23 protein-coding genes are annotated in these 22,589 nt (G+C 70.7%); 3 read left to right on the top strand and 20 right to left on the bottom strand.

The genetic code is table 11. The features are described 5' to 3' along the window. Positions 1-77: 77 nt before the first annotated feature. The 8 genes from ASG45_RS02310 to ASG45_RS02275 all read right to left on the bottom strand — a co-directional run bounded on the left by ASG45_RS02310 (position 78) and on the right by ASG45_RS02275 (position 8,280). The gene (locus ASG45_RS02310) at positions 78-1,049 is read right to left on the bottom strand and encodes a fumarylacetoacetate hydrolase family protein (protein WP_055832600.1); all 972 of its coding nucleotides are present in this window, start codon (positions 1,047-1,049) and stop codon (positions 78-80) included. Continuing rightward, positions 1,046-2,083: an amidohydrolase family protein gene (locus tag ASG45_RS02305; protein ID WP_082516416.1), complete on the bottom strand. Its 1,038-nt coding sequence runs from the start codon at positions 2,081-2,083 to the stop codon at positions 1,046-1,048. The genes ASG45_RS02310 and ASG45_RS02305 overlap by 4 nt, the downstream gene beginning before the upstream one ends. Continuing rightward, the gene (locus ASG45_RS02300; protein WP_055832598.1) at positions 2,080-3,213 is read right to left on the bottom strand and encodes an FAD-dependent monooxygenase; all 1,134 of its coding nucleotides are present in this window, start codon (positions 3,211-3,213) and stop codon (positions 2,080-2,082) included. Before ASG45_RS02300 ends, ASG45_RS02305 begins: the two co-directional genes overlap by 4 nt. A gap of 35 nt (positions 3,214-3,248) precedes the next feature. Continuing rightward, a complete protein-coding gene (locus ASG45_RS02295) occupies positions 3,249-4,238 on the bottom strand; it encodes a cyclase family protein (protein ID WP_055832596.1) in 990 nt (329 codons plus the stop codon). Then, positions 4,235-5,182 (bottom strand): fumarylacetoacetate hydrolase family protein, encoded by a 948-nt coding sequence (locus tag ASG45_RS02290; RefSeq protein ID WP_055832594.1) that lies wholly within the window; start codon positions 5,180-5,182, stop codon positions 4,235-4,237. Before ASG45_RS02290 ends, ASG45_RS02295 begins: the two co-directional genes overlap by 4 nt. Positions 5,183-5,215: 33 nt before the next feature. Next, positions 5,216-6,232 (bottom strand): VOC family protein, encoded by a 1,017-nt coding sequence (locus ASG45_RS02285; RefSeq protein WP_055832593.1) that lies wholly within the window; start codon positions 6,230-6,232, stop codon positions 5,216-5,218. Between the two features lie 108 nt (positions 6,233-6,340). Further along, a complete protein-coding gene (locus ASG45_RS02280; protein ID WP_055832591.1) occupies positions 6,341-7,099 on the bottom strand; it encodes a hypothetical protein in 759 nt (252 codons plus the stop codon). Beyond that, on the bottom strand, positions 7,096-8,280 hold the full coding sequence (locus tag ASG45_RS02275; protein ID WP_082516415.1) for a Gfo/Idh/MocA family protein: 1,185 nt from the start codon (positions 8,278-8,280) through the stop codon (positions 7,096-7,098). Before ASG45_RS02275 ends, ASG45_RS02280 begins: the two co-directional genes overlap by 4 nt. 112 nt (positions 8,281-8,392) lie before the next feature. On the opposite strand from ASG45_RS02275, the gene ASG45_RS02270 reads away from it, so the two are divergent. From ASG45_RS02270 to ASG45_RS02260, 3 genes are all read left to right on the top strand, one after another. Next, positions 8,393-9,661, top strand: coding sequence for an ROK family protein (locus ASG45_RS02270; RefSeq protein ID WP_055832589.1), 1,269 nt, complete (start codon positions 8,393-8,395; stop codon positions 9,659-9,661). A gap of 84 nt (positions 9,662-9,745) precedes the next feature. Then, entirely contained in the window at positions 9,746-10,249 is a 504-nt protein-coding gene (locus ASG45_RS02265; protein WP_055832587.1) for a hypothetical protein, read from the top strand. After that, positions 10,246-11,226 (top strand): hypothetical protein, encoded by a 981-nt coding sequence (locus ASG45_RS02260; protein WP_055832585.1) that lies wholly within the window; start codon positions 10,246-10,248, stop codon positions 11,224-11,226. The genes ASG45_RS02265 and ASG45_RS02260 overlap by 4 nt, the downstream gene beginning before the upstream one ends. Positions 11,227-11,301: 75 nt before the next feature. Here ASG45_RS02260 and ASG45_RS02255 read toward each other — a convergent pair whose 3' ends face one another. The 12 genes from ASG45_RS02255 to ASG45_RS02200 all read right to left on the bottom strand — a co-directional run bounded on the left by ASG45_RS02255 (position 11,302) and on the right by ASG45_RS02200 (position 22,589). After that, entirely contained in the window at positions 11,302-12,315 is a 1,014-nt protein-coding gene (locus ASG45_RS02255; RefSeq protein WP_235561548.1) for a Gfo/Idh/MocA family protein, read from the bottom strand. Beyond that, positions 12,288-13,160 (bottom strand): ThuA domain-containing protein, encoded by an 873-nt coding sequence (locus ASG45_RS02250; RefSeq protein ID WP_055832580.1) that lies wholly within the window; start codon positions 13,158-13,160, stop codon positions 12,288-12,290. Before ASG45_RS02250 ends, ASG45_RS02255 begins: the two co-directional genes overlap by 28 nt. A gap of 3 nt (positions 13,161-13,163) precedes the next feature. Beyond that, positions 13,164-14,168 (bottom strand): sugar phosphate isomerase/epimerase family protein, encoded by a 1,005-nt coding sequence (locus ASG45_RS02245; RefSeq protein ID WP_055832578.1) that lies wholly within the window; start codon positions 14,166-14,168, stop codon positions 13,164-13,166. 13 nt (positions 14,169-14,181) lie between these two features. Continuing rightward, positions 14,182-15,378 (bottom strand): Gfo/Idh/MocA family protein, encoded by a 1,197-nt coding sequence (locus ASG45_RS02240; RefSeq protein ID WP_235561547.1) that lies wholly within the window; start codon positions 15,376-15,378, stop codon positions 14,182-14,184. Beyond that, positions 15,375-15,791 (bottom strand): C-glycoside deglycosidase beta subunit domain-containing protein, encoded by a 417-nt coding sequence (locus ASG45_RS02235; protein ID WP_055832576.1) that lies wholly within the window; start codon positions 15,789-15,791, stop codon positions 15,375-15,377. The genes ASG45_RS02240 and ASG45_RS02235 overlap by 4 nt, the downstream gene beginning before the upstream one ends. 8 nt (positions 15,792-15,799) lie before the next feature. Beyond that, positions 15,800-16,582 carry a nuclear transport factor 2 family protein gene (locus ASG45_RS02230; RefSeq protein ID WP_055832574.1) on the bottom strand — a complete coding sequence of 261 codons (783 nt, stop codon included), beginning with the start codon at positions 16,580-16,582 and terminating at the stop codon, positions 15,800-15,802. 26 nt (positions 16,583-16,608) lie between these two features. After that, complete coding sequence (locus ASG45_RS02225; protein ID WP_055832571.1) at positions 16,609-17,655, bottom strand: sugar phosphate isomerase/epimerase family protein; 1,047 nt, start codon at positions 17,653-17,655, stop codon at positions 16,609-16,611. A gap of 96 nt (positions 17,656-17,751) precedes the next feature. Beyond that, positions 17,752-18,858 carry a sugar phosphate isomerase/epimerase family protein gene (locus tag ASG45_RS02220; RefSeq protein ID WP_055832568.1) on the bottom strand — a complete coding sequence of 369 codons (1,107 nt, stop codon included), beginning with the start codon at positions 18,856-18,858 and terminating at the stop codon, positions 17,752-17,754. Next, the gene (locus ASG45_RS02215; RefSeq protein WP_055832566.1) at positions 18,855-19,262 is read right to left on the bottom strand and encodes a C-glycoside deglycosidase beta subunit domain-containing protein; all 408 of its coding nucleotides are present in this window, start codon (positions 19,260-19,262) and stop codon (positions 18,855-18,857) included. Before ASG45_RS02215 ends, ASG45_RS02220 begins: the two co-directional genes overlap by 4 nt. A gap of 90 nt (positions 19,263-19,352) precedes the next feature. Then, complete coding sequence (locus tag ASG45_RS02210; protein WP_055832563.1) at positions 19,353-20,867, bottom strand: GMC oxidoreductase; 1,515 nt, start codon at positions 20,865-20,867, stop codon at positions 19,353-19,355. Beyond that, complete coding sequence (locus tag ASG45_RS02205; RefSeq protein ID WP_055832561.1) at positions 20,864-21,658, bottom strand: TIM barrel protein; 795 nt, start codon at positions 21,656-21,658, stop codon at positions 20,864-20,866. The genes ASG45_RS02210 and ASG45_RS02205 overlap by 4 nt, the downstream gene beginning before the upstream one ends. Before the next feature lie 94 nt (positions 21,659-21,752). Then, positions 21,753-22,589 carry a carbohydrate ABC transporter permease gene (locus tag ASG45_RS02200; protein ID WP_055832560.1) on the bottom strand — a complete coding sequence of 279 codons (837 nt, stop codon included), beginning with the start codon at positions 22,587-22,589 and terminating at the stop codon, positions 21,753-21,755.

The raw sequence follows: 22,589 nt of genomic DNA, 5'->3' as shown, positions 1-22,589 counted from the left end.
CCGCGCTCGTCGCGCCGGACGCAGGCTCCCCTCACCCGAGCACCCGTGCGGGTCTCCGGCGGCACCGCGACGCGGGCTCATCTCGCGCGCGCTCGCGACCGGACGCGGGCGCGGGCCACGGGCGGCGCCGCGACGCGCTCGCCGACGACGTTCACGACTTCGCCGACGCCCTCGATCACCAGGCGCACCTCGTCGCCGGGTGCGAGCGGGCGGGGGTCCAGGCCGCCGCGACGGCCCCACAGCTCGCCGAGGCAGCCCCCGTTGCCGACCGTGCCCGAGCCGAGCACGTCGCCCGGGACGACGACGGAGTTGCGCGCGGCGTACGCGACGAGCTCGGGAAAGGGCCAGCCCATGTTGGACACGAGGTCGTGACCGATGCGTTCGCCGTTGATGAAGAGTTCGGCGCGCACGGCGAGGAAGCCCTCGTCGTCGAGGAAGGGTTCCAGCTCATCGGCCGTGACGATCCACGGTCCGAGGGTCATGGCGAAGTCCTTGCCCTTCGCGGGTCCCAGGCGCACCTTCATCTCGCGCGACTGCAGGTCGCGGGCCGACCAGTCGTTCATCACGGTGTATCCGAAGATGTGGTCCGCGGCGGCGACGGCATCCAGATTCTCGCCGTCCGAACCCGGGACCGCTCCGATGACGGCGGCCAGCTCGAGCTCGACATCGAGGCGCTGCGTCTCGGGGATCGCCACGACGTCGCCCGTCGCGCGGACGGTGTGCGGATTGGTGAAGTAGAACGTGGGGGCCTCGTACCACTCGGGCACGACCTCGCTCTTTCCGTCGACCGAGGCGCTCACACCCTCGACGTGCTCCTCGAAAGCCACGAAGTCGCGGATCGACGCCGGCACCAAGGGGGCGAGCAGGCGCACCTCGGCCAGGGGGCGCGCGGTGTCGGTGTCACGACGGGCGAACAGCGCGGGGAGCGCGCTCAGACCCTGAGCGAGCACCTCGGCGACCCGGAGGCCGTCGGGAAACGGGATGACGGTGTCGGCCTCGACGAAACCCTCGCCGATGTCGGCACCGTCGGCCCAGCGCGCGATCCTCACGCGTGCACCCGGGTGCGCAGCAGGTCGGCGGCGTTCTCGCCCAGTACGGCGCGGACGGCCTCGTCGGGCAGTCCCGCCCCGCGTACGAACGCGACGGGCTCGTCGAGACCCATGTCGAAGGGGAAGTCGCTGCCGAGGAGCACGCGGTCGGCCCCCGCGACCTCGACGAGCCAGCGGAGCGCGCGCTCGTCGTGCACGACCGTGTCGAACCAGATCCGCGAGAGGTACGTCGACGGCGCGTGCGCGCAGCCGTGCGCCTCGGGTCGCACCCTCCACGCGCGGTCGGAGCGCCCGATCGCGGTGGGGAGGTACCCGCCGCCGTGCGCGGCGACGAGTCGGAGCCCCGGATGCCGGTCCAGCACGCCCGCGAAGATCAGGTGCGACAGCGCGACGGCGTTCTCGGTCGGCTGCCCGACGGTGTTGGAGAGGTAGAAGCGGTCGAGGCGCTCGTCGAGCGAGCAGCCGAACGGGTGCAGGAACACCACGGCCCGCAGCTCCGCCGCTCGTGCCCAGAAAGGCTCCAGACGCGGGTCGCTGAGCTCGACGTCGCCCGCGAACGACGAGATCTCCACACCCGCGAGACCGCGACCGAGCACGGCGTCGTCGAGCGCGTCGACGACGAGGTGCGGGTGCTGCAGCGGCACGACGCCGAGGCCGACGAGGCGGTCGGGGGCGGCGGCGACGTGCTCGGCGATCAGGCGGTTCGCCTCACCGCTCGCCCAGGTCGCGAGACCCTCGTTCGCCCACGGGTAGAAGTGGTTCGGAGAGGGGCTGACCCACTGCCGGTCGACGCCCTGCGCGTCCATCGCGGCCAGGCGGGCGCCCACGTCGGTGAGGCGCGGGAAGCGCTCGCCGATCATGCGGCCCGATGCATGCAGGCTCTCGACGCCGTTGCGACGCCGCTCGAGGTCGGCCGCGGCCTGCACCTCGTCGGGCACGCGGCGCTCGACCTCGGCGTGCAGGCCGGGCATGAGCAGGTGCGCGTGGACGTCGGTGATCTCGCCGTTCGCGGCGCCGTCGCTCGCGAGGCTCACGAACGGGCCGCCGTGAGCTGCGCGACACCGAACATCAGACCGCCCATGTCGGCGTCGCGGACGCCGTCGAGCTGCCACTGCCCGAGCTGCACCGAGGCGTCGACGATGGCCTTGGCCCGTTCGACGCGGCGGGCGTGGAACTCGTCCCACAGCGCCTGGTCGACGGCATCCCGGTTCACGAGGAGCTCGCTCAGCACGGCCGCGTCTTCGAGGCCCTGGGCGGCACCCTGGGCGATCGTGGGAGGGCAGCTGTGGGCAGCGTCGCCGATGACGACGGCGCGACCGCGGTTCCACGGCGCCTCGACGAGGTGGCGAGTGAACCACGTGTAGTTGGCGTCGGCGCCGGCCTCGATGTCGGCGCGGATGTGGTTCCACGGACCGTCGTAGGCGCGGGACTGCTCGACCATGATGCGGCGGGCCTCTTCGGGCGTGGCGCCGGAGCGGTCTTGAGCCGCCTCGACGAGGAAGGCGTACATCGTGTCGTCACCGGTGGGGGTGTACCCGGCGATGTACATCGGTCCGCCGTAGTACAGCTCGCTGCGGTCGACGTCGGGCGGGAGCGACACGAAGGTGCGCCAGATGCCCATGCCGGTCTGCTCGGGCGCGACGTGGATGCCGATCATCTCGCGCACCGCGGAGTGCAGGCCGTCGGCCCCGACGAGCAGGTCGAACGTGCCCGCCGACTCGCCGTCGACCTCGATCGCGACGCCGTCGTCGGTCTGCGAGACGCGTGTCACGCGCTGACCGAAGTGCACGCGCGCCCCGTTCTTCTCGGCCGCGGACAGCAGGATGCGGGCGAGGTCGGGGCGCGACATGCCCATCGTGGAGGGGTAGTCGGGACCACCGGTCTTCAGGTCGGGGAGGGCGGCGACGACGGGGGCGCCGGGGCCGGGGGCGCGCAGGTTGAGGCCCTCGAACGCCTTTCCGGCTGCGGCGATCTCGTCCCACACGCCGAGCTCGTCGAAGACGCGCAGGGCGTTGCCCTGCAGCGTGATGCCCGATCCGCGCGTGGACAGCGCGGGCTGGGCGTCGTAGAGGTCGACCTCGACGCCGGCCTTGCTGAGGAAGATGGCGGTGGCCAGGCCTGCGACGCCGGCTCCGGCGATCGCGACTTTCTGAACGGCGGTCATGTCAGAACCTCTCTGTTCTGGGACGGGGTGGGGGATTACAGCAGGGCGACGGGGTTCACGGGCGACCCGACGGCCCCGGTGATCGGCAGCGGCGGCGCCGAGAGCAGGAACTCCCAGCGTCCCGCGGAGGCGCAGTGTTCGGCGAGCGCGTCGAGGTTCCACATCTCGCCGATCGTCAGGCCCATGTTCGGGATGACGACCTGGTGCAGCGGCTGGAACGCCGGCACGTCGAACTCGTTCGGTCGCACCTCGAAGCCCCAGGTGTCGGTCGCGATCGCGGCGATCTCGGTGCGGTGCAGCCAGCCGGCGGTGGTGAGCGAGAGCCCGGGGGCGGGGCCACCGGCGTAGTCGCCCCAGCCGTCACGACGGGCGCGCGTGTAGTGGCCGGTGCGCACGAGCACGATGTCGCCGCGACCGATCCGCACCCCCTCGGCCGCCGCGCACGCGTCGAGGTCGTCGGCGGTGATGGCGTGACCGTCGGCGAGCTCGCCGGTCTCGGGCGCGAGGTGGCGGCCGAGGTCGAGCAGCACACCGCGCGAGACGATGACGTCGGCCGCGTGCTCGATTCCGGTGACCAGGTCGCCGTCGCTGGTGACGACGTCGCCCGCGCGGCGGCCGTTCCATGCGAAGCCGTGGTCGAAGATGTGGCCGAGGCCGTCCCACTGGGTCGAGCACTGCAGGGGCATCGAGATGACGTCGTCGGCTCCGCCGATGCCGTGGGGGAAGCCCTGGTTACCGCGCTCGGCGTCGGTTCCCGTGTCGGTCATCGTGTGCACGGGATTGGTGCGTCGGCGCCAGCCCTTCTGCGGGCCGTCGGTGTCGAAGGGTTGCGACAGCGAGATCGAGACGCCGTCGCGCACCAGTGCGGCGGCCGCCCGGCGTTTCTCGGCGTCGATGAAGTTCAGGGTGCCGAGCACGTCGTCGTCGCCCCACCGCCCCCAATTGCGGTAGGCCTCGGCGCGCGCCGCGATCTCGGACTCGGGGTTCCGGCGGTCGAGATCGGCCGGGTTCTCGGACGGCGTCATTCCGCGTCCTCCGCCACGCACCGCACGACCTGGGTGCCGAGCGCGCCGATGGTTCCCGTCATGACGTCGCCGTCGCGCAGGAAGCGCTTCCAGTGCTGTCCGTTGCCGGCGGGGCTGCCGGTCAGCAGCAGGTCGCCGGGCAGGAGCGGGTGGGTCTGAGACGCCGCCGAGACGAGCGCCGGCACGTCGAACAGCAGGTCGGACGTCGAGGCATCCTGCATCACCTGTCCGTTCAGTTCGAGGCGCACGGGGGTGTCGGCGGGGTCGACGAAGTGCGCGGGGACGAGCAGCGGGCCCGTCGGCAGGAACCCGGGCGCGTTCTTCGCCCGGTACCAATCGGTGCCGATCTCTTTCATGTCCTTGCGGAACACGAGGTCGCGCGTGGTCACGTCGTTCACGATCGTGTACCCGGCGACGTGGTCGAGGGCGTCTTCGCGCGAGACGCGGAACGCCTCGCGGCCGATGACGACGGCCAGCTCCAGCTCCCAGTCGTGCACCTCGCTGTACGCGGGCAGCACGAGGGGCACGTCGTCACCGACGACGCAGGCGGTCAGGCCGATGAAGAAGTACGGCTCGCCGCTGCGGGCGCGCTCGTCCATCATGTCGGCGGCGAACGCCCGGGCCTCGTCGGGCGTGCGGTCGGTGTTCTGCGTCAGGCCTGCGGCCACGAGCTCGATGACGTGCTCGCGGTAGTTGGCGCCGGTCTGCAGCACCTGCCGCGGCTCGACGGGGGCGGTGAGGGTGACGTCGGTGATGGGTCGCCACTCCCCCGGCGCGTCCGCGAAGGCGGCGATGCGGTCCCAGTCGGGGTCGGCGAGGAAGACGTTCAGACCGCCGCCCAGCACGGATGCGTCGAGCGGGCGGATGCGGTCGCCGGCCACGAGGCCGACGCGCACGGCATCCCCGTCGCGATAGCGGGCGAGTGCGTAAGGTGCGGTCGTCATGTCATTCTCACTTTCCCCGACCGGGATCGTCGGTCAGCCCCGGCCCTGCTGGGCGTAGGGGTTCAGCAGTGCGTCCTTGATCTCGTCGGGCACACCCTCTTCGGTGGCGCTGGGGCCGTCGGCGGGCGGGAACGACTCGGTCATCGACATCGGCATGGCGCCGTTGCGGTACATGTTGTTCGAGCCGAGCGAGGGCTTCCAGGTGTTGGCCTCCCAGTCGGGCACGTAGTTGCGGTAGCCGCCCGTGTTCAGCTCGATACGCAGGCTCGACGGCTCGCGGTAGTAGAGGAACGTCTGCTCGCCGATGCCGTGGATGTTCGGACCGTATTCGATCGGCACGCCGTTCTCCATGAGCGTGTCGGCGGCGATGAGGAGCTCTTCGCGGGTGTCGACCCAGAAGGCGTAGTGGTTCACGCGACCGGCACGGCTCGATCCGTCGAGCACGACGCCGAGGTCGTGCGACTTCTCGTTCGTGGTGAGCACCGAGAACACCGAGATGGGCGCCTCGTCGAGCACGGTGCGCGCCATGAAGCGGAAGCCGAGCGTGTCGACGTACCACTGCACGAACGCGTCGACGTCCTTGGCCGCGACCGTGACGTGGTCGAGCTGACGCGGGGCACCGGCGATCGGGCTGCGCTTCTCGGGACGGTCGGGGTAGATCGAGGCGGTGTGCGGCTCGGCACGGTGACGCTCGACGTCCCAGTGCAGGGTCATGTTGTGCCCCTGCGGACCGGTGAAGCGGAACGCGCGCCCGATGCCGCGTCCCTCGAACCACTCGCCCTCGATGCCCGCGGCCTGCACGCGCTTCGCGGCCTCTTCGAGCGCCTCGGCCGACGAGGTGCGCCAGGCCATGGTCTCGAGAGCCGGCTCGTCGCCCTGGGCGACGACGACGGAGTAGGCGTAGTAGTCGCCCCAGCAGCGGAGGTACACACGGCCGTCTTCGCGGGCGACCTCGGTCAGCCCCACCTGGTTGACGTAGAAGTCCACCGAGGCCTCGACATCAGGAGTCGTGATCGCGACGAACGACAGATGAGAGAGAAGCTTGATCATCTTCGATCCTTTCGGTGAATCGGGTCGTTCCGACTCTTCTTCCACTATCCGACCGAAGTCGGTATCAGGGAACCCGATTCTGTGGATGCCGGACATCGGCCTGACTGATCAGCCCGTCGCGAGAACGTCGTCGTGTCGCAGGTCGTCGAGATCGGCGAGGACCGCCCCGGTGGCGACCGCCTCGATCACCCGACGGAGCCCCAACCGCTCGGCCGATTCCCGCCGCGACGAGACGATCCTGCGTCCTCGTTCGTCGTCGTGGGCGACCTGCGTCGTCATCGTCGCGGCATCCACCCGCACCTCGACCCTCCGCGGGCCCAGCGCGAGCGCCGTCACCGCGCCACCCGCCCCCGACGGACCACCGCGACCCCCGCCCGCGACCGCGCGGGTGACGCTCGCACCCCCCGCGGCGCCGCGGAGCGCGAGGGTGGCGGCGAGCGGGGTCACCGCGCGGGCCACGACCTCGAGCGGGCCCCCGCCCAGCACCCGCGCCCACCCGACGGCGTCGCGAAGAAGGGTGGCGGCATCGGCCGGCGGCCCCCACGCGTCGACGGTGACGTGCAGCGGGGCGAGGGGCGGTTCCGCATCGGCCGTCACGTCGGCGCGCAGACGTCGACGCACCACCACGACAGGAACGGGCAGGTCGCGCAGTGCACGGTGCACGGCCTCGGATGCCGGACGGGGCTCATCGAGCACGATCCCGGCCGCATCACGGGCGTCGGACACGCGGTCCCACCACGCTCCTCGACCGTCGATCACGCGTACGGGCCCCGCCTCGGTCGGATCGGCGAGCCGGGCACGCGGCGCCAGCTCGGCGATGGCCGCCCGGTAGGCGGGAAGATCGGTCGAGACGGCGACGGCGGTCATGACGCGCTCCCGGCGGGTGCGGGTGCGGGTGCGGGTGCGGGTGCGGGGAGGGTCGGGCCGGCGCTCGGGGCGGCGCTCTGGTCGAGGCTCGGGGCCGTGCTCGGGCTGGCGCTCGGGGCGGGCGCGGCGACCGAGCCCGGGGCGCCCCCGCCTCGGATCACCGCCGCGGCCGTGTCGGCGACGGCGAGCACGAAGGCCGCGTCGGCGCGGAGCTCGTCGTACTCCATGGCCGTGTCGCCGCGGAGCAGAGCCGCGAGGGCCCCCCATTCGGCATCGTAGCCGTCGCGCCGGTCGAGGGGATACACGGTCTCGACACCGCGTGCGTCGCGCACCGCGATGCGGGCACTCCCCGCGTGCACGAAGGGCGGCGGGAAGTCGACGTCGATGCGGTCACCGGCCGTCGCGATGCTCACGCGCCAGAGCGAATCCGCCCCCTCGGGAACCATCAGCACGGTGAAGCGCACCACCGCATCGGCCGAGCGGAGCCCGAGATCGAAGCCGATCGGCGCGATCGGGCGCGCCCACGCCACCTCGGTGGCATCCGGAACGAGGTCGCGCACGAGGGGCAGGTCGTGCACGGCGAGTCCGACGATGAGCTGGCGCACGATCGCGGCGCTCTGCGCGGGGTCGGACAGATCCAGCGGGGGCCTCGCCGATCCGGGCGGGGCGGGCAGCGGATCCCCCATGACGAGCGCGTGATAGCGGTCGTTGGGCGAGAGGCACAGGGTGACGGTGACCGCCGCGATGCGCCGGTCGATGGCATCCAGGTGGTGAGTCGCACGTACCCACGCGGGGTCGAACAGGTGGTTCGTGCCGACGACGAGCAGGGCGCCCGCCGCGGCGCAGGCGGCGACGATCTGCTCCGCCTCGTCGAGGGAGGTCGCCAGGGGTTTCTCGCAGAACAGGGCGCGGCGACCGGCGGCCAGGCTCGCCCGTACGTGCGCGGCGTGCTGCGCGGGCGGGCTGCAGATGGCCACGACGTCGACGTCGGGATCGGCCAGCAGGGCGTCGAGACCCGACGAGGAGCGGGCGCCGAACCGCTGGGCGATCGCCGCCGCCCGGCCGCTGCCCGCATCGCTGACGTGGACGAGCCGGAAGTCACCGGCCGTGCGCGCCAGGGTCGGGGCGTGCAGCGCGGCGACCCCCGGCCCCGCCCCGATGATGCCTACGCCCCACGCCATGTCCGCTCCCTCGCGTCCACTTCAGCACAAAAAACGCTGAAGTCAGAGACTAATGAACCATAGATGGGGCCAAACCGGCAGTCGCGGGGTGGGCTTGTGTGAAGATCAACGCATGGCCAACGTGTCCACCCTCCGCTTCGGCGCGCAGACCGATGAGGTCACGAGCCTGCTGCGCATCGTCAACATGGTCCGCCTCGGTGAAGCCGTCACCCGGCCCGAGATCGGTCGCGTCACCGGACTCGGTCGCGGCGTCGTCGCGCAGCGCGTCGACCGCGCCGTCGAGATGGGCTTTCTCGAAGACGCCGAGTACGCCCCGTCCTCGGGCGGCCGCGCTCCCCGCACCCTGCGCTTCCGCGCCGAGCGGGGCCGCATCGTCGTGTGCGCCCTCGGCGGGCTCCACATCCACGTGGGAGTGACCGACCTCGACGGCGAGATCATCGACGAGGCGCACCGTGTGTGGGACATCGCCCGCGGCCCCGACGAGACGCTCGCCACCGCCACCGCCATGGTCGACGAGTTGCTCGCCGGCGACGACGGCTCCCCCGTCTGGGCCCTCGTGGTGGGTCTACCCGGACCCGTCGACTTCGAGACCGGACGCCCCGTGGCCCCGCCGATCATGCCCGGCTGGAACGGCTTCGACGTGCGCGGCGCCTTCGAACAGCGCTACGACGCCCCCGTGTGGGTCGACAACGACGTGAACCTGCTGGCCGCCGGCGAACGCGCACGGCGCCGCGACGAGGGCGTCGACCTCATCTACTGCAAGGTGGGCACCGGCATCGGCGCGGGACTCGTGTCGCACGGGCGTCTGCACCGCGGCGCCAACGGCGCGGCCGGCGACGTCGGCCACGTGCGCGTGCCCGGCGCCGAGCAGACCTGCCGCTGCGGCAAGACCGGGTGCCTCGAGGCCGTGGCCGGCGGGTGGGCGCTCGTGCGCGACGCCCGCGCCGCGATCGCGGGGGGCGCCACCGGTGCTCTGGCCGCGATCTCGGCATCCGGCAAAGACCTCGCCCCCGAAGACATCGCCCTCTCGGCCGAGCGGGGTGATGCCCTCGCCATCTCGCTCGTGCAGGCCGGGGCGCGTCAGATCGGCGAGGCCGTGGCCGCCCTGGTCAACATGTTCAATCCGAGCGTCATCGTGATGGGGGGTGCTCTCGCCTCGGCCGGCGAGCTCTTCCTCGCCGAGGTGCGCCACCGCGTCTACGAGCTCTCGCTGCCGCTGGCGACGCGCGACCTGACGATCAAGGTGAGTGAGAACGACAGCCGCGAGCCGCTCCGCGGGGGCGTCGATCTCGCGCAGGAGCAGCTGTTCGAGATCAGCCTTCCCCGGTGGTTCGGCGAGGGACGCCCGACGGTCGCCGCGGTGCACGGCACGGTCGACTAACTTCTTCCTTTTTTCGACATTAGTCGTTAGGTTGTGAGCGGAAGCGCGCCACCGGGTGCGCCGCGACACGAGGACGTGCCCGCCATGACCCTTTCCGCTCTGCGCGACGACGCCCTGAGCTCGTCTCCCGAACGCTCCGGCGACGGGTCCGGCGCCACCTCCGGCACCGAGGTGCGACTGTCCCTGCCGTGGATCCGTTCCCTGCCGCTCGCGAGCCTGCTCGACCCCGTCGTGCATGTCGGAGGCCGTCGATACGATCCGGTCGTCGTGCTCGGCGATCGCCGCCTCGCCGCGGCCGACCTCGCCGATGAAGAAGGGTGGTGGTACCTGCAGGATCGCGTCGTATTGGAAATCCCGGATGCCACGACCCCCGGCATCCACGAGGTGTCGGTGTCGTTCCGGCTCGAGATCCCGTACCTGCCCGGCGGGGCGGACGATCCCCTGCGTCTGCCGTTCGTCTTCACGAGGGAGCTGGAGAGGGACGCGACGGCGTCGAGCGTGTCGCGCGATGTGGCGCGCGATGTGACCCCCGATGTGGCGCGGGATGCGGCGGGCGATGCGGCGCGCGATGCGGAGGGGCTGTCATGACGATTCCCGCGGAGTGGACGCTGGCGGCGAGCGCCTTCAACGTCACCCCCGAGGTCGTTCGCGCCGAGCGCTCGGCCCCCGACCTCGCCCTCACGCTCGTGGAGCGCGGCATCGCGACGGCCATCGAGATCGAGCTGGGCCAGATGTGGCGCGGGTTCCCCGACCCGCCCGCCGCCGAGACGACGGCGTTCCACGACCGGCTCGCCGCCGCGGGAGGGCGTGTGAGCATCGTGGGCGTGAGCATCGACGAGTTCACGCGCGGGCGCCGACGCACCGACGCCGAGCGCCGCGCGTTCCTCGCACCGCAGCTGCGCGCCGCGGCGAGCGCGGGAGCCGCGGGCGTGCGCCTGCCCATCGGACAGGCCGGACCGCTGCTCGCGGGCCTCGTCCCCCTGCTCGACGAGCTCGACCTCGTGCTGTACGAAGAGGCGCAGGGGCATCAGACCCCGACCGACCCGGGCACGGCCGCCGCGTACGACCGCATCGCCGAACTCGACACCCCGCGCGTGCGGTTGCTGCTCGACATCAGCATGCTCATGCCGGCCCTGCCGGTCACCTACCTCGAGAAGCTCGAGCGCGGCGGCCTCCCCGCGGATCTCGTGCGGCGCCTGCGAGACGAGTGGCGCGACCCCGCCACCCACGGCGCGGTGATCGACGTGCTCCGCTCCGGCGGGGTGCCGGGCCTGGTGCACACGCTCTACATGAACCTGCTGGTGCGCTTCGGCCGCTCGAACGTGGCCGACCTGGCATCCGTTCTGCCCCTGCTCGGGGCGCTGCACCTGAAGTTCTGGGATCTCGACGACGCCGACGGGCGCGTGTCGACGCCGATCCGCGAGGTGGGGCGGGCGCTGCGCGCCACGGGCTTCGCCGGCACGCTCTGCAGCGAGTGGGGCGGTCAGGAGTGGCTCGACGACGACCCGTGGGAGATGACCGAACGGCACCTGGCCCTCGCTCGCACGGTGCTCGCTCCCGCCTGAGCTCCGGCGAGTCGCCACGATCTGTCGCTCAGGTGGGCGCGCGAGCGACAGATCGCGGCGACTCATGGCGCCCCGTCAGCGCGGCTGCAGTCCGGCGGCTCGGTAGATCTCGTCGACCACCCGCATCGTCCCCACGCCGCGGCGGGCGTCGAGGATGCTCGGCGACCCGTCACCCAGCACCGTGACGAGGTGCTCGAGCTGGCGCGCGTAGCTGTTCTCGTCGGGGTCCGCGGCGACCGAGCGCAGCACGGAACCGTCGGTCGAGGTCACCGTGAGGGTCGCCCCCCACTGCGGCACGATCACGCTCGTCGCCCAGAGCGATGCGGCGCTGCCATCGACCCGCACCCACATCGCCCCCGCGTCGTCGCCGAGGAACGAGGCGCGCAGCAGGGCGGGGATGCCACCGGGCAGGCGCAGCTCGGCATCGGTCTGCAGGTCGATCCGCGGATCGGCGTCGGAGATCTGCGCCGTGGCCGACACCACCTCGGGCTCGCCCCACGCCGCGCGCAGCAGGTCGACGGCGTAGCAGCCCACGTCCATGACCGCTCCGCCGGCCAGGTCGCCGTCGAGGCGGATGTTCCCGGGCTGCACGACGAAGTGCGGAATGCTGAAGTCGATCTCCACCAGCTTCACCTCGCCGAGCACGCCCGAACCGATCGTGTCGAGAAGGTCGGCGATGAACCCGTGCAGGCGGTAGTGGAACCCGACGAAGGCGCGGCGCCCGGCGGCATCCGCCGCATCGGCGATCGCCGCGGCCGTGGTGCCGTTCGCCGAGAGCGGCTTCTCGCACAGCACGTGTTTACCCGCGGCCAGCGCCCGCGTCGCCCACTTGGCGTGCACGACGGGCGGCAGGGCCAGGTAGACGAGGTCGACGCGGGGGTCGGCCAGGACGGCGTCGTAATCACCCCACGCGCGCAGGTCGAGACGGTCGGCGAAGGCCCGCGCCCGCTCGGGATCGCGCGCGCCGATCGCCACGACCCCGACCCCGTCGACGCCTCGGGCCGGCTCGACCATCGCGCGTTCAGCGATCCCGCCGGCGCCGAGGATGCCGACGCCGAGCATCACCGCTCGCCGTGGTAGTACGGCCACGGGTTGATGCGGCGGTCACCGCGACGATCGGGCCCGGTCAGCGAGACCTCTCCGGTCGCCGCCCACTCGACGCCCCGCGGGAACATGCGGATGAACTCGATGCGACGGAACGTGTCGATGTCGTGGCCGATCGTGATGGTGAACGACCGACCCGCGCCGTACTCGTTGATCCAGGCGAGGGGCTGCTCGGTGTTGATGCCGGGGAGCGCCGCGATGCCGCCCTCGGGGATGTCCACCGGGTAGTGCGACATCGGCCACACGGGCGCCTTCTCGTACGCCTCGAGGTCGTCGAAGGTCGTGAGCAGCACCTGGGCACCGTCGTACATCTGCACCCCGACGAGGATGTCGTCGCCGGTGACGGTCCAGGTCTCGTTGATGCCCTCGGTGATCGGATGCCGCGGCTCGGTCGTGTGCAGCTGCGCCTCGCCCCACGGGCGGGGGCGTAGGCCCGTCTCCCACGCGCTGAGCTTGGCTCCGCGCATGACGTTGTACTCCTCGGGGTACCCCCAGCGGTCCTCTTGAGCGGCGGAACCGTGGAACCACACGATGCCCTTGCCCTCGTCGTGCACGAAGCGCAGGATCGCGGCATCCGTCTCGCCGCCGAACCCGGTGGCGATGTCGTGGTAGCCGTCGCGGCCCTCGAAGATGACGATGAGCACGTCGTACTTGTCGATGATGCTCGCGGGAAGACCGCGGGGATCCTCCACGACGCGGACGGTGAAGCGCCCGGTGTCCTCGAGGAGCGTGGTGATCCACTGGTTGTGCAGGCGGAAGCTGCGGTGCGCGTTGTCGTGCTCGATCGTCATGTGCCCCGAGAGGATCAGGACCTTCAGGGTGTCGGTCACGGGTCAGCCTTTCGAGGAGAACGCGGCGTCGAACAGCTGGTGCGGCGGGGTGATCTCGCCGAGCTTGCGCACGAAGGCGAGCGCCTCGGGGCCGCCGACGAGGCGGTCCATTCCGGCGTCCTCCCACTCCACGCTCGTGGGTCCGTCGTAGCCGATGGCGTTGAGCGCGCGGAAGAGCGGCTCCCACGGCACGTCGCCGTGCCCGGTCGAGACGAAGGTCCACCCGCGGCGCGGGTTGTCCCACGAGAGGTGCGAGCCGAGGACGCCGTTGCGACCGTCGAGGTTCGTCGTGGATTCCTTGCAGTGCACGTGGAAGATGTGATCGGCGAAGTCGAGCACGAACGCGACCGAGTCGAGCTGCTGCCAGACGAAGTGCGACGGGTCGAAGTTGAAGCCGAAGCTCGAGCGGTGGCCGATGGCCTCGAGGGTCTTCTTCGCGGTCCAGTAGTCGTAGGCGATCTCGGAGGGGTGCACCTCGAGCGCGAAGCGCACGCCGACCTCTTCGAACACGTCGAGGATCGGATGCCAGCGCGCGGCGAAGTCCTCGTAGCCGCGCTCGATCATGGCGTCGGAGGCGGGCGGGAACATCGCCACGTACTTCCAGATGCTCGACCCGGTGAAGCCGGTGACCGTCGTGACCCCGAGCTTCGCGGCGAACCGTGCCGTGTTCTTGAGGTCTTCCGCCGCACGCTGCCGCACGCCCTCGGCGTCCCCGTCGCCCCAGACGCGGGAGGGCACGATGTCGTGGTGCCGCTCGTCGATGGGATCGTCGCAGACGGCCTGGCCGACGAGGTGGTTGGAGATCGTCCAGACCTTCAGGCCGTTCTTCTCGAGGATGTCGAGGCGCGACTGCACGTAGTCGGCATCGTCCCAGCGCGAGACGTCGATGTGGTCGCCCCAGCAGGCGATCTCGAGGCCGTCGTAGCCCCACTCGCCCGCCAGGCGGGCGACCTCTTCGAAGGGCAGGTCGGCCCACTGGCCGGTGAACAGAGTGATGGGGCGGGCCATGGCGGCGGTCCTTTCAGAGAGCGGGAACGGGCGAGCCGACGCGCGTCCACGCGGAGTCGGCGGCACTGCTGCGCTCGACGGCGTCGAGCACGCGCTGCACGCGCAGGCCGTCGTCGAACGAGGGGTGGGGGTCGGTGCCGGCGGCGATCGCCTCGACGAGGTCGACGACCTGGTGGCTGAAGCCGTGCTCGTAGCCGAGCATGTGGCCGGCGGGCCACCACGCCGAGACGTAGGGATGCTGCGGCTCGGTGACGAGCACCTGGGTGAAGCCCTGGCGCCCCTCGGGGGCGGTGCGGTCGTAGAACCGCAGGCTGTTGAGGTCTTCGAGGTCGAACGCGAGCGCGCCGCGATCACCCGACACCTCGATGGTCAGGGCGTTCTTGCGGCCGGTCGCGAAGCGCGTCGCTTCGAACGAGACGAGTGCGCCGTTCGTGAGGCGTCCGGTGAAGAGGGCGACGTCGTCGACGGTGACGGCGCCTCTCTCGATGCCCCCCGCCCCCTTCGACAGTCCCATCGACCCGTCGGTGGGCAGGGGTCGTTCGGCCACGATCGTGTCGATCGTGCCCGAGACCCTCTCCACCCCGAGGTCGGTCACGAACTGCGTCATGTCGATGATGTGCGCGCCGATGTCGCCGAGCGCCCCGGAGCCGGCGTGCTCCTTCTGCAGACGCCAGGCGAGCGGCGTCTCGGGATCGACGAGCCAGTCCTGGCGGTATGCCGCGCGCACCTGCTGCACGGTGCCGACGGCTCCCTCGGCGATCATGTCGCGCAGCAGTGTGACGGCGGGAACCCGGCGGTAGGTGAAGCCCACCATCGACCGGACGCCACGAGCCCGGGCGCGCCCGGCCGCCTCGGCCATCGCTTCGGCTTCGGCCACGGTGTTGGCCAGCGGCTTCTCGCAGAGCACATGCTTACCGGCCTCGAGGGCGGCGATCGCGATCTCGGCGTGGGATTCCCCGGGCGTGACGATGTCGACGATGTCGATGTCGTCGCGCGCGATGACCTCGCGCCAGTCGGTGGCCGACTCGGCCCAGCCCCATTTCGCGGCGGCCGAGGCCACGGCATCCGCGTTGCGTCCGACGACCACGGTCATCTCGACCGCGCGCGGCAGGTCGAACATACGCGGCGCCTGGCGCCACCCGACGGAGTGGGCGGCGCCCATGAAGCCGTAGCCGATCATGGCCACGCGGAGGGGCTGGGCGTTCGTCATGCCAGGACCAGTTCGCGCTCGACAGGGACGCGGTTGGTGACGTAGCGGCCGGGGCCGCCGTCGGCGCCCGGCATGATCTGCATGTAGAGCAGACGCATGGTCAGGACGACCTCGACGGTGACGGTCTCGCCCGCCGCCGGCGGGGTGTCGAGGTGGATGAGCACGTCGGGGCGGTCGGCGACGAACCAGAGCGTCTCGGACTGCTCGGGCAGTTCTTCGATCCGGTACTCGCGGCCCTCGAGCGAGAAGCGCAGGTCGTCGGCGGCGACGGCGACGCCGTTCACCGTGACGCCGACGTTGTCGACGGCCGACAGCCAGAGGCTGCGGTACCAGGGCAGCTGCACCGAGACGGCGAGGCCGTCGTCGGTGCGTCGGACGTCTTTCTCGGCGAAGAGGGAGTTGTGGGTGGCCATGGTGTCTCCTAGGCGAACGTGTCGGTGAAGCTCGCGTGCGCGACGGGCGGCACCGGCTCGAGCTTCTGCGTGGTCTCGGGGCTGTAGGGGTGGTTGGTGTCGCGCACCGGCTCATCGGCCGGCGGCATGAACACGGGCTTGCCGTCGTCGCCGAAGTACATGAGATCGAGGTCGAACGCGCCCTGGTTCTTCAGGCCGAAGCTGACCCAGTTCTCTTCGAAGGGGGCGCGGGCGAGCTCGTAGCAGCGGAAGGTCCAGAACTTCCACTCACCGTCCTGTTTGCGGAAGTCGATGGCGTACTTGCACCACACCCAGTGCGCCCAGACCTTCTTGCCGAGCACCTCGGTGGGCGAGTACATGTCGGGGAACGCTTCGGCGACGGTCGGGTCGGTCAGGCCCGACTCGGTGCCCGCCATCATCCAGACGCCCTTGGCGGTCTCGCCGTCGGCGGCCACCTCGATGACCGGGGTGTTCGTCGAGTGCAGGATGAGCTTGCCCTCGGGGTGCGGGCGTCCGCGGTGGTAGTCGGTGACGCTCTGCCAGGTCGTGTACTGGCCGGCGTTGGTGTACCGCGCCCGGATGCCCTCGGTGCCCTCCTTCACCCAGAGCGGGATGATCTGCTCGTCCTCGAACGCGTTGTGCAGGTACATGTACCGGTTGAACAGGTTCTCGACCTGCCCGCGGTCCTCGGCGCGCTGCGCCAGGGCGTGGGCGGCCTCGACCTGGTCGCGCAGGCGTGCGACCTCGGCGATCAGATCGGCGACGGATGCTTCTGTGGCGGTGTTCGACATGCTCACTCCTTCGTGTGCGCGACGGTTCAGGCGGGCTGATGCGCGGCGGACTGCTCCGCGACGGTGTCTTCGATGGCCGTGCGCATGAGCGTGTGCTGCTTCTTGACGAGGTCGATCGGGTCGCTCTCGCCGAGGTCGCTGAACGCGTGGCCTTCCCACTCGCTCGAGAGGTAGCCCTCGTACCCGCCGAGCACGAACTGCTTCACGATGCGCGGGATGTCCATGGCCGGCTCTTCGCCGTCGGCGCCGATGTCGTAGAACTTCGCGTGCACGTGGAAGATCTGCGGCATGATGTCGAGCCACTCTTCCGGAGCGACGAGACCGTGCATGTTGAAGGCCAGACGTGTGAAGGGTCCGAAGCGCAGGAAGTCGACGCCCTCGCCCGAGAGGTAGTCCTCGAACTTCTGGTTGCGTACGTGCATGGGCGTGGGCTCGTGCCAGATCTCGTCCATGACCGAGAAGTGCTTCTCATCCATGCCCATCTGCCCGAGGGTGCGCAGCAGCGTCGGCGACAGCGAGTGCATGGTCGACGAGAAGTCGGCGGTGAAGCCGAGGCGGTCCGACTGCAGCTCCTCGTACATCTCGCGCATCTCGAGCACCTTGGGGTCGTTGGGCCCCGACGGGGCGTGGATCTCGTACCCGAGCTTCTGGTCGTATTTCTCGGCGAGGGGGAGCAGGCTCCGCAGCAGCTCCTTGCCGTGCGAGCGGATGACGATCTTCTTGAAGCCGAGGGTGTGCGCGGCCTTCAGCTGACGGGCGAGGAAGTCGTGCTCCTCGTCGAGCGTCATGTCGCGGCTCTTGCGGCGGCCCATGTCGAGGTTCGTCCCGACGGCGCTGGCTTCGAGGCCGTACTTCTCGAGCGAGTCGAACCAGAGCTTCACGAAGTCGGCGTCGACGTCGGGGTACGAGCGCAGCAGCTGCGCGAAGTTGAACTCGACGCCCGGGCCGATGCCCTGGTCGTGCACCTCTTTGATGAGCGTCTCGGGGGTGTACTGCCCCGCGGCGAACTCGCTGGTCATCGAGTAGAGCGTGGTGCCGAGCTTGATGCCGGTTCCGGCGATGCCGTCACTCATGTGAGGGGTCCTTTCGGGATGCGCACGTGCGTGCGCGAAGTCGGGTGCGCGCGGGGGCGCGGAGAGGGGATGGGCGAGGGTGCGCGAAGGGAGGGGTCAGGCCCGTACGGCGTGCGCGAGGTGCGCGTCGAGGGCGCGGCGTGCCTCGGCGGCATCCGTGATCATGCGCGAACCGGCCGCTTCGGCCGCCGTCCGCTGCACGAGCTGCTCGCCCCGGATGATCTCGAACGGGCTCTGCCAGTGGTTCCAGTGCCAGCCCTCGTACTCGCTCGAGACGGCGCCGCTGTATCCGTTGTCCACCAGCAGGGTGATGAGGTCGGCGACGGGGACCGAGGGTTCTTGGCCGTTCTCGTCGATGCCGAAGAACTTGCCGTGCACGTGCTTCACCCACGGCATGATCTCGAGCCAGTCGTCGACGCGCGCCGGGCCGAAGAGCCCGGTGCCGTTGATGCCGAAGTCGATGCCGAGGTCGGGGCGGCCGTACTGGTGACCGAGTCCGATGAAGCGGCCGAAGCGCTGGCCGTGCTCGGCCTGGTCGGCCGGCGGGCCCTGCTCGTAGTACTCGTCCCACAGGGCGACGACGGCCGAGAGAAGCTCCTCCGAGGCCCCGCGGCGGCGGTACGCCTCGATGAGCGAGGGGGCGAAGCCGCTGACCGTGGCACCCCAGTCCATCGTGAAGCCGAGGAAGGGCGACCCGACCTTCTCGTAGCGGTCGCGGAGCGCGAGGATGCGCGGGTGCGAGGCGTACTGGTCGGCGTGCACCTCGAGGGCGAGCGTGACGCCGTACTCCTCGGCGATGGGGGCGAGGGCCTCCATCGAGTCGGGGGTGATCGAGATCTGCACGCGGGCGATGGGGAAGCCGAGCTTCGCTGCCGCCGCGATCTGCCTGCGCATGTAGGCGAGGAGCTCGTCCTGGTTCATGAGCGAGTCGGGCCGCAGGCCGATGTCGGCGTTGACCGCGAGCGAGGTGCGCACGAGCCCCACCTCGTCGATGAGGTCGTTGAAGCGGCCGGCGAACCGGTCGTCGATCTCGGGGAAGCCGCGGAAGCTCGAGAAACCGATGATCTCCAGTCCCGGGCCGAAGCCTTCGGCCGCGGTCTTGCGGATCAGCTGGTCGAGGTCGTACTCGCGGCCGTGGAAGGCGCGGGTGAAGCTGTAGAGGGTGACGCCCTGGATGGGGGTGCCCTTCTGCTGAGCGGTCATGCGCGGGCCTCCTCGACCTGGCGAGCGGTCATCGTCTTGGTGTCGTGCTCCTCGATGTGGAGCACCTGGTCGTCGGCGATGATGATGTAGGGGATGTAGAGCTCGAGATCGACGCGCACCTCGTGCTCTCCGGCATCCGCGGGGACATCCCCCGACAGGACGGCGGAGTCGGTGGGGAACCACCACTGCTCGGTGTTCGTCTTCATCTCGGCGAAGGTGAACTCCTCGCCGTTCATGCTCCACCGCAGGGAGTCGGCGGGCGCCTCGACGCCGTCGACGGTCAGTGTGGCTCCCGAGATGCAGGATGCCGGCAGCGCCCGGTACCAGGGCAGGCGCACCTCCACCGACGCGCGCCCGTTCCGGGCGGTGAGCGTCCCCTGCTCGATGATGCGATCCGGGATCACGATGACCTCCTCGTCGGTGCGACCGAAGCCGCAGACCTCTTTGTCTTGATTTCTACATTCTAATGTCTGTTTCCTGCATAAGCAAGGAAATCAGGTGAGGGATGCCGCGATCCTCCGCGCTCCGCGCACCGCCAACGCCACCGAGGTGAGCGTCGGATTGCACGCCGTCGACGTCGGGATGACGCCGTTTCCCGCCACGAAGAGCCCCGGCACGCCCCACACCTGACTGTCGGTGTCGCACACGCTCGTGCCGTCGTCGGCGACGCCCATCCGCGTCGACCCCTGGTAGTGCAGCGACGATCCGGGGGGCAGCGTGAACGGTCGACTGTCGAGAGGATCGCCGACGGCCTCGCCCAGGCGCACGATCTCGTGCCGCGCCCGCTCGATGACCTCGTGGTCGCGGGCGGTGAGCCGGTAGTGGATGCGCGGGGCCGGCATCCCGTAGCCGTCGACGTGCGCGTCGTCGAACGCCACCCGGTCGTCGGCCTGCAGGTCCTTCGCGCAGAACAACCCCAACCCCACGATCGAGCCCGGCACGACCGGATCGTCTTCGGCGAGGGGGATCGGCGAGGCGTCGAGCTGCATGATCTGCCCGTGGAAGGGCGAGCCGTCGATGAAGGGCACCCAGCTGACACCGCTGTACTCGGCGAGTCCCGTGGCGGGCGCGTCGGCGCCCAGCGGCGGCATGTCGCGTAGGCGGGCCGCGAAGACGATCTGCGCCTGATCGTTGAGGTAGCGGCCGAGGGCGTCGGGACGCACGCCCGAGGCCCACAGCAGCTGCGGCGAGCGGAGGGCGTCGGCGGCGACCACGACGAATCGCGCCGCGACCTCGTGCTCCTCACCCGAACGCAGGTCGCGCACGACCACGCCCGCCGCCCGCCCCGCCGTCACCACGACCGAGGTCACGAGCGACTCGTCGATCAGCGTGAACCCGGGGTTCTCGCGCGTGACGTCGCCGAGCACCACGTCGGACCCCGACCACACCAGGCGGCCGTCGTCGCGGCGATGCGCGGCCAGCGGCATCCGCTGCACCCTCGTGGCCTCCACGCGGCCCTCGTCGACCGCCGCGGAGAGGCGCTCGCGCACGATCGCGCCGAAGGGCGCCCCATCGAACGCGTCGGTACGCACCCCGAGCAGCCGCTCGCCCTCGGTGAGCAGCTCGTCGAGGTCGGGCAGGAAGTCGATGCGCTCGCTGTCGTTCGGGCGCGGGCAGGCGCCCGTCCAGTGCGCCGACATGCCGCCGACGTTGCTCGACATCGCCGCGACCGGCATGCCGTCCTCACCGTCGAACGCGTAGCCGTCGTCGAGCAGGTAGGTTCCGGGCCGTGCGCCGCGCACCCCGGCCTTCGCCGCGCCGGGGTTGGCGACCTTGGCTCCGCGCTCCCCCGGGCCCTCCGACGCCGCCTGCGCGCGGGCGCGCTCCGCGGGGTCGGCGATGTTCTTCACGTGCGCACCGGGAGGGTTCGACACGGTCGGACCGACCTCGAACATCGCGATGGTCGCACCCGGCGCCTGCTCCGACAGGATCCGCGCGTACGCGGCTCCCGTCGGACCGCTGCCGACGATGACGACGTCGACCGAACCGGGGTACTGCCGGGCGCTCATGCCGAGCGCGCGATCTCGACGACGTGGGCGACCGAGGCCTCCGACGCGGTGGTCGGGTAGTACTCCAGGCCCACCGGGCCGTCGTAACCGCTGGCGCGGAGCAGCCCGAAACGCTCGGTCCAGTCGAGCTCGCCGGTGCCGGGCTCGCCGCGGCCGGGAGCGTCGGCGAGCTGCACGTAGTGCACGAGGTCGCCGGCGTTCTCGAGCTCGGCCCGCATGTCCTCGCCCTCGACGGCCGAGTGGTAGATGTCGTACAGCACGCCGAAGTGCGGCGAAGCGACACCGCGGGCGACGTACACGGCCTCCGAGGTACGGTCCAGGAGTGACCCCGGGTGGTCGACGCGCACGTTCACCGGCTCGAGTACCAGGCCGATGCCCGATCCGTCGATCTGGGCGATGGCCTTCTGGTAGATCTCGACGAGCTTGTCGAGCTGCACCTGGCGCTTCCACCCGCCGAAGCCGGTTCCGCTTCCCACGACCATGCGCGGGCAGCCCAGGTCGCGGGCGATCTCGACGCCCTCGTCGAGCTTGCGGAAGAACTCGGAGTGGTCCCACGGCGGGATCATGAACTGCGTGCGGGGCTCGGCGAGCTGAGCGGTCAGCTGCACACCGGTCTCTTCGAGCGCGGCCTTCAATGCCGGCAGGTCCTTGGGGGTCGAGGGGGCGTCGACACCGGTCGGACCCCACATCTCCACGGCGTCGAAGCCCGCCGACGCCGCCGCACGCACGCGGTCGTGGTAGTCGCCGGCCTCGGTGAAGAGGAGCTCGATGTTGGGGGCGAGTTGGTACACGGGGTGTCCTTTCGGGGGGCGCGGGCGCGACGATCGACGGATGCCGCGCTTCGCGGCATCGCTGTGGGCGGGCTCAGCCCGCGAGGAGAAGGCGTCAGCCCTTCAAGCCGCCGGCGAAGCCCTGGATGAAGCGCTTCTGGGCGAAGAGGTAGAAGGCGAGGATCGGGATCATCGAGACGATGACGATCGCGAAGATCTGGTTCCATGCCGAGACCAGCGAACCGATGTAGTAGTACATGGCGACCGGCAGGGTCTGGTTCGCCGATCCCCCGAGGAAGATCAGCGAGGTGAAGAAGTCGTTCCACACGATGAGGCCGGCGAGGATCGCCACCGTTCCGGTCGCGGGTGACATCAGCGGAAGCACGACCTGGAAGAAGATCTGCGTGCGGCTCGCGCCGTCGATGGTCGCGGCCTCCTCGTACTCGGTGCCGAGGCCGCGGAAGAACCCGGCGTAGAGGAAGATCGCGAGCGGCAGCAGCATGCCGCTGTAGAGCAGGATCATCCCCCACACCGAACCGGTCAGGCCGATCGAGCGCGCCCCGATGTACAGCGGGACCGTCCCCAGTTGCGTGGGCAGGATGATGGCGACGAGGAACAGGTAGTAGACGCCGCGGCTCCAGCGCCGCGTGCTGCGAGCGATCACGTAGCCGGTGAGCGAGCCCAGCAGCACCATGAGGAAGATGCTGCCGGCCGTGATGATCACGCTGTTGAGCAGGCCCTGGATGACGTTCGCGTTGCCGGTGGCCGTGAGGACCTTGGCGAAGTTGCCGAAGTCCGGGGCCGAGGGCGGGGCGAGCGTCGACGACGTGATGACCTCGCGGTCGGACTTCAGCGCCGTGGTGACGAGGAAGTAGAACGGCAGGAGGAAGACCAGTGCGACCAGCCAGAAGCCGACCTCGCGCAACGCGGTGAGCTTGGTGTAGCGGAACAT

It is taken from the genome of Microbacterium sp. Leaf436 (assembly GCF_001424715.1).
Classification (GTDB): domain Bacteria; phylum Actinomycetota; class Actinomycetes; order Actinomycetales; family Microbacteriaceae; genus Microbacterium.
This window is presented reverse-complemented; position numbering and strand designations above follow the sequence as displayed.

What these genes read in the sequence shown, in the direction of transcription:
- ASG45_RS02300 (WP_055832598.1), bottom strand. Translation starts at nt 3,213, where the DNA reads ATGACCGCCGTTCAGAAAGTCGCGATCGCCGGAGCCGGCGTCGCAGGC.
- ASG45_RS02295 (WP_055832596.1), bottom strand. Translation starts at nt 4,238, where the DNA reads ATGACGCCGTCCGAGAACCCGGCCGATCTCGACCGCCGGAACCCCGAG.
- ASG45_RS02290 (WP_055832594.1), bottom strand. Translation starts at nt 5,182, where the DNA reads ATGACGACCGCACCTTACGCACTCGCCCGCTATCGCGACGGGGATGCC.
- ASG45_RS02285 (WP_055832593.1), bottom strand. Translation starts at nt 6,232, where the DNA reads ATGATCAAGCTTCTCTCTCATCTGTCGTTCGTCGCGATCACGACTCCT.
- ASG45_RS02280 (WP_055832591.1), bottom strand. Translation starts at nt 7,099, where the DNA reads ATGACCGCCGTCGCCGTCTCGACCGATCTTCCCGCCTACCGGGCGGCC.
- ASG45_RS02275 (WP_082516415.1), bottom strand. Translation starts at nt 8,280, where the DNA reads ATGGCGTGGGGCGTAGGCATCATCGGGGCGGGGCCGGGGGTCGCCGCG.
- ASG45_RS02270 (WP_055832589.1), top strand. Translation starts at nt 8,393, where the DNA reads ATGGCCAACGTGTCCACCCTCCGCTTCGGCGCGCAGACCGATGAGGTC.
- ASG45_RS02265 (WP_055832587.1), top strand. Translation starts at nt 9,746, where the DNA reads ATGACCCTTTCCGCTCTGCGCGACGACGCCCTGAGCTCGTCTCCCGAA.
- ASG45_RS02260 (WP_055832585.1), top strand. Translation starts at nt 10,246, where the DNA reads ATGACGATTCCCGCGGAGTGGACGCTGGCGGCGAGCGCCTTCAACGTC.
- ASG45_RS02245 (WP_055832578.1), bottom strand. Translation starts at nt 14,168, where the DNA reads ATGGCCCGCCCCATCACTCTGTTCACCGGCCAGTGGGCCGACCTGCCC.
- ASG45_RS02240 (WP_235561547.1), bottom strand. Translation starts at nt 15,378, where the DNA reads ATGACGAACGCCCAGCCCCTCCGCGTGGCCATGATCGGCTACGGCTTC.
- ASG45_RS02235 (WP_055832576.1), bottom strand. Translation starts at nt 15,791, where the DNA reads ATGGCCACCCACAACTCCCTCTTCGCCGAGAAAGACGTCCGACGCACC.
- ASG45_RS02230 (WP_055832574.1), bottom strand. Translation starts at nt 16,582, where the DNA reads ATGTCGAACACCGCCACAGAAGCATCCGTCGCCGATCTGATCGCCGAG.
- ASG45_RS02225 (WP_055832571.1), bottom strand. Translation starts at nt 17,655, where the DNA reads ATGAGTGACGGCATCGCCGGAACCGGCATCAAGCTCGGCACCACGCTC.
- ASG45_RS02220 (WP_055832568.1), bottom strand. Translation starts at nt 18,858, where the DNA reads ATGACCGCTCAGCAGAAGGGCACCCCCATCCAGGGCGTCACCCTCTAC.
- ASG45_RS02210 (WP_055832563.1), bottom strand. Translation starts at nt 20,867, where the DNA reads ATGAGCGCCCGGCAGTACCCCGGTTCGGTCGACGTCGTCATCGTCGGC.
- ASG45_RS02200 (WP_055832560.1), bottom strand. Translation starts at nt 22,589, where the DNA reads ATGTTCCGCTACACCAAGCTCACCGCGTTGCGCGAGGTCGGCTTCTGG.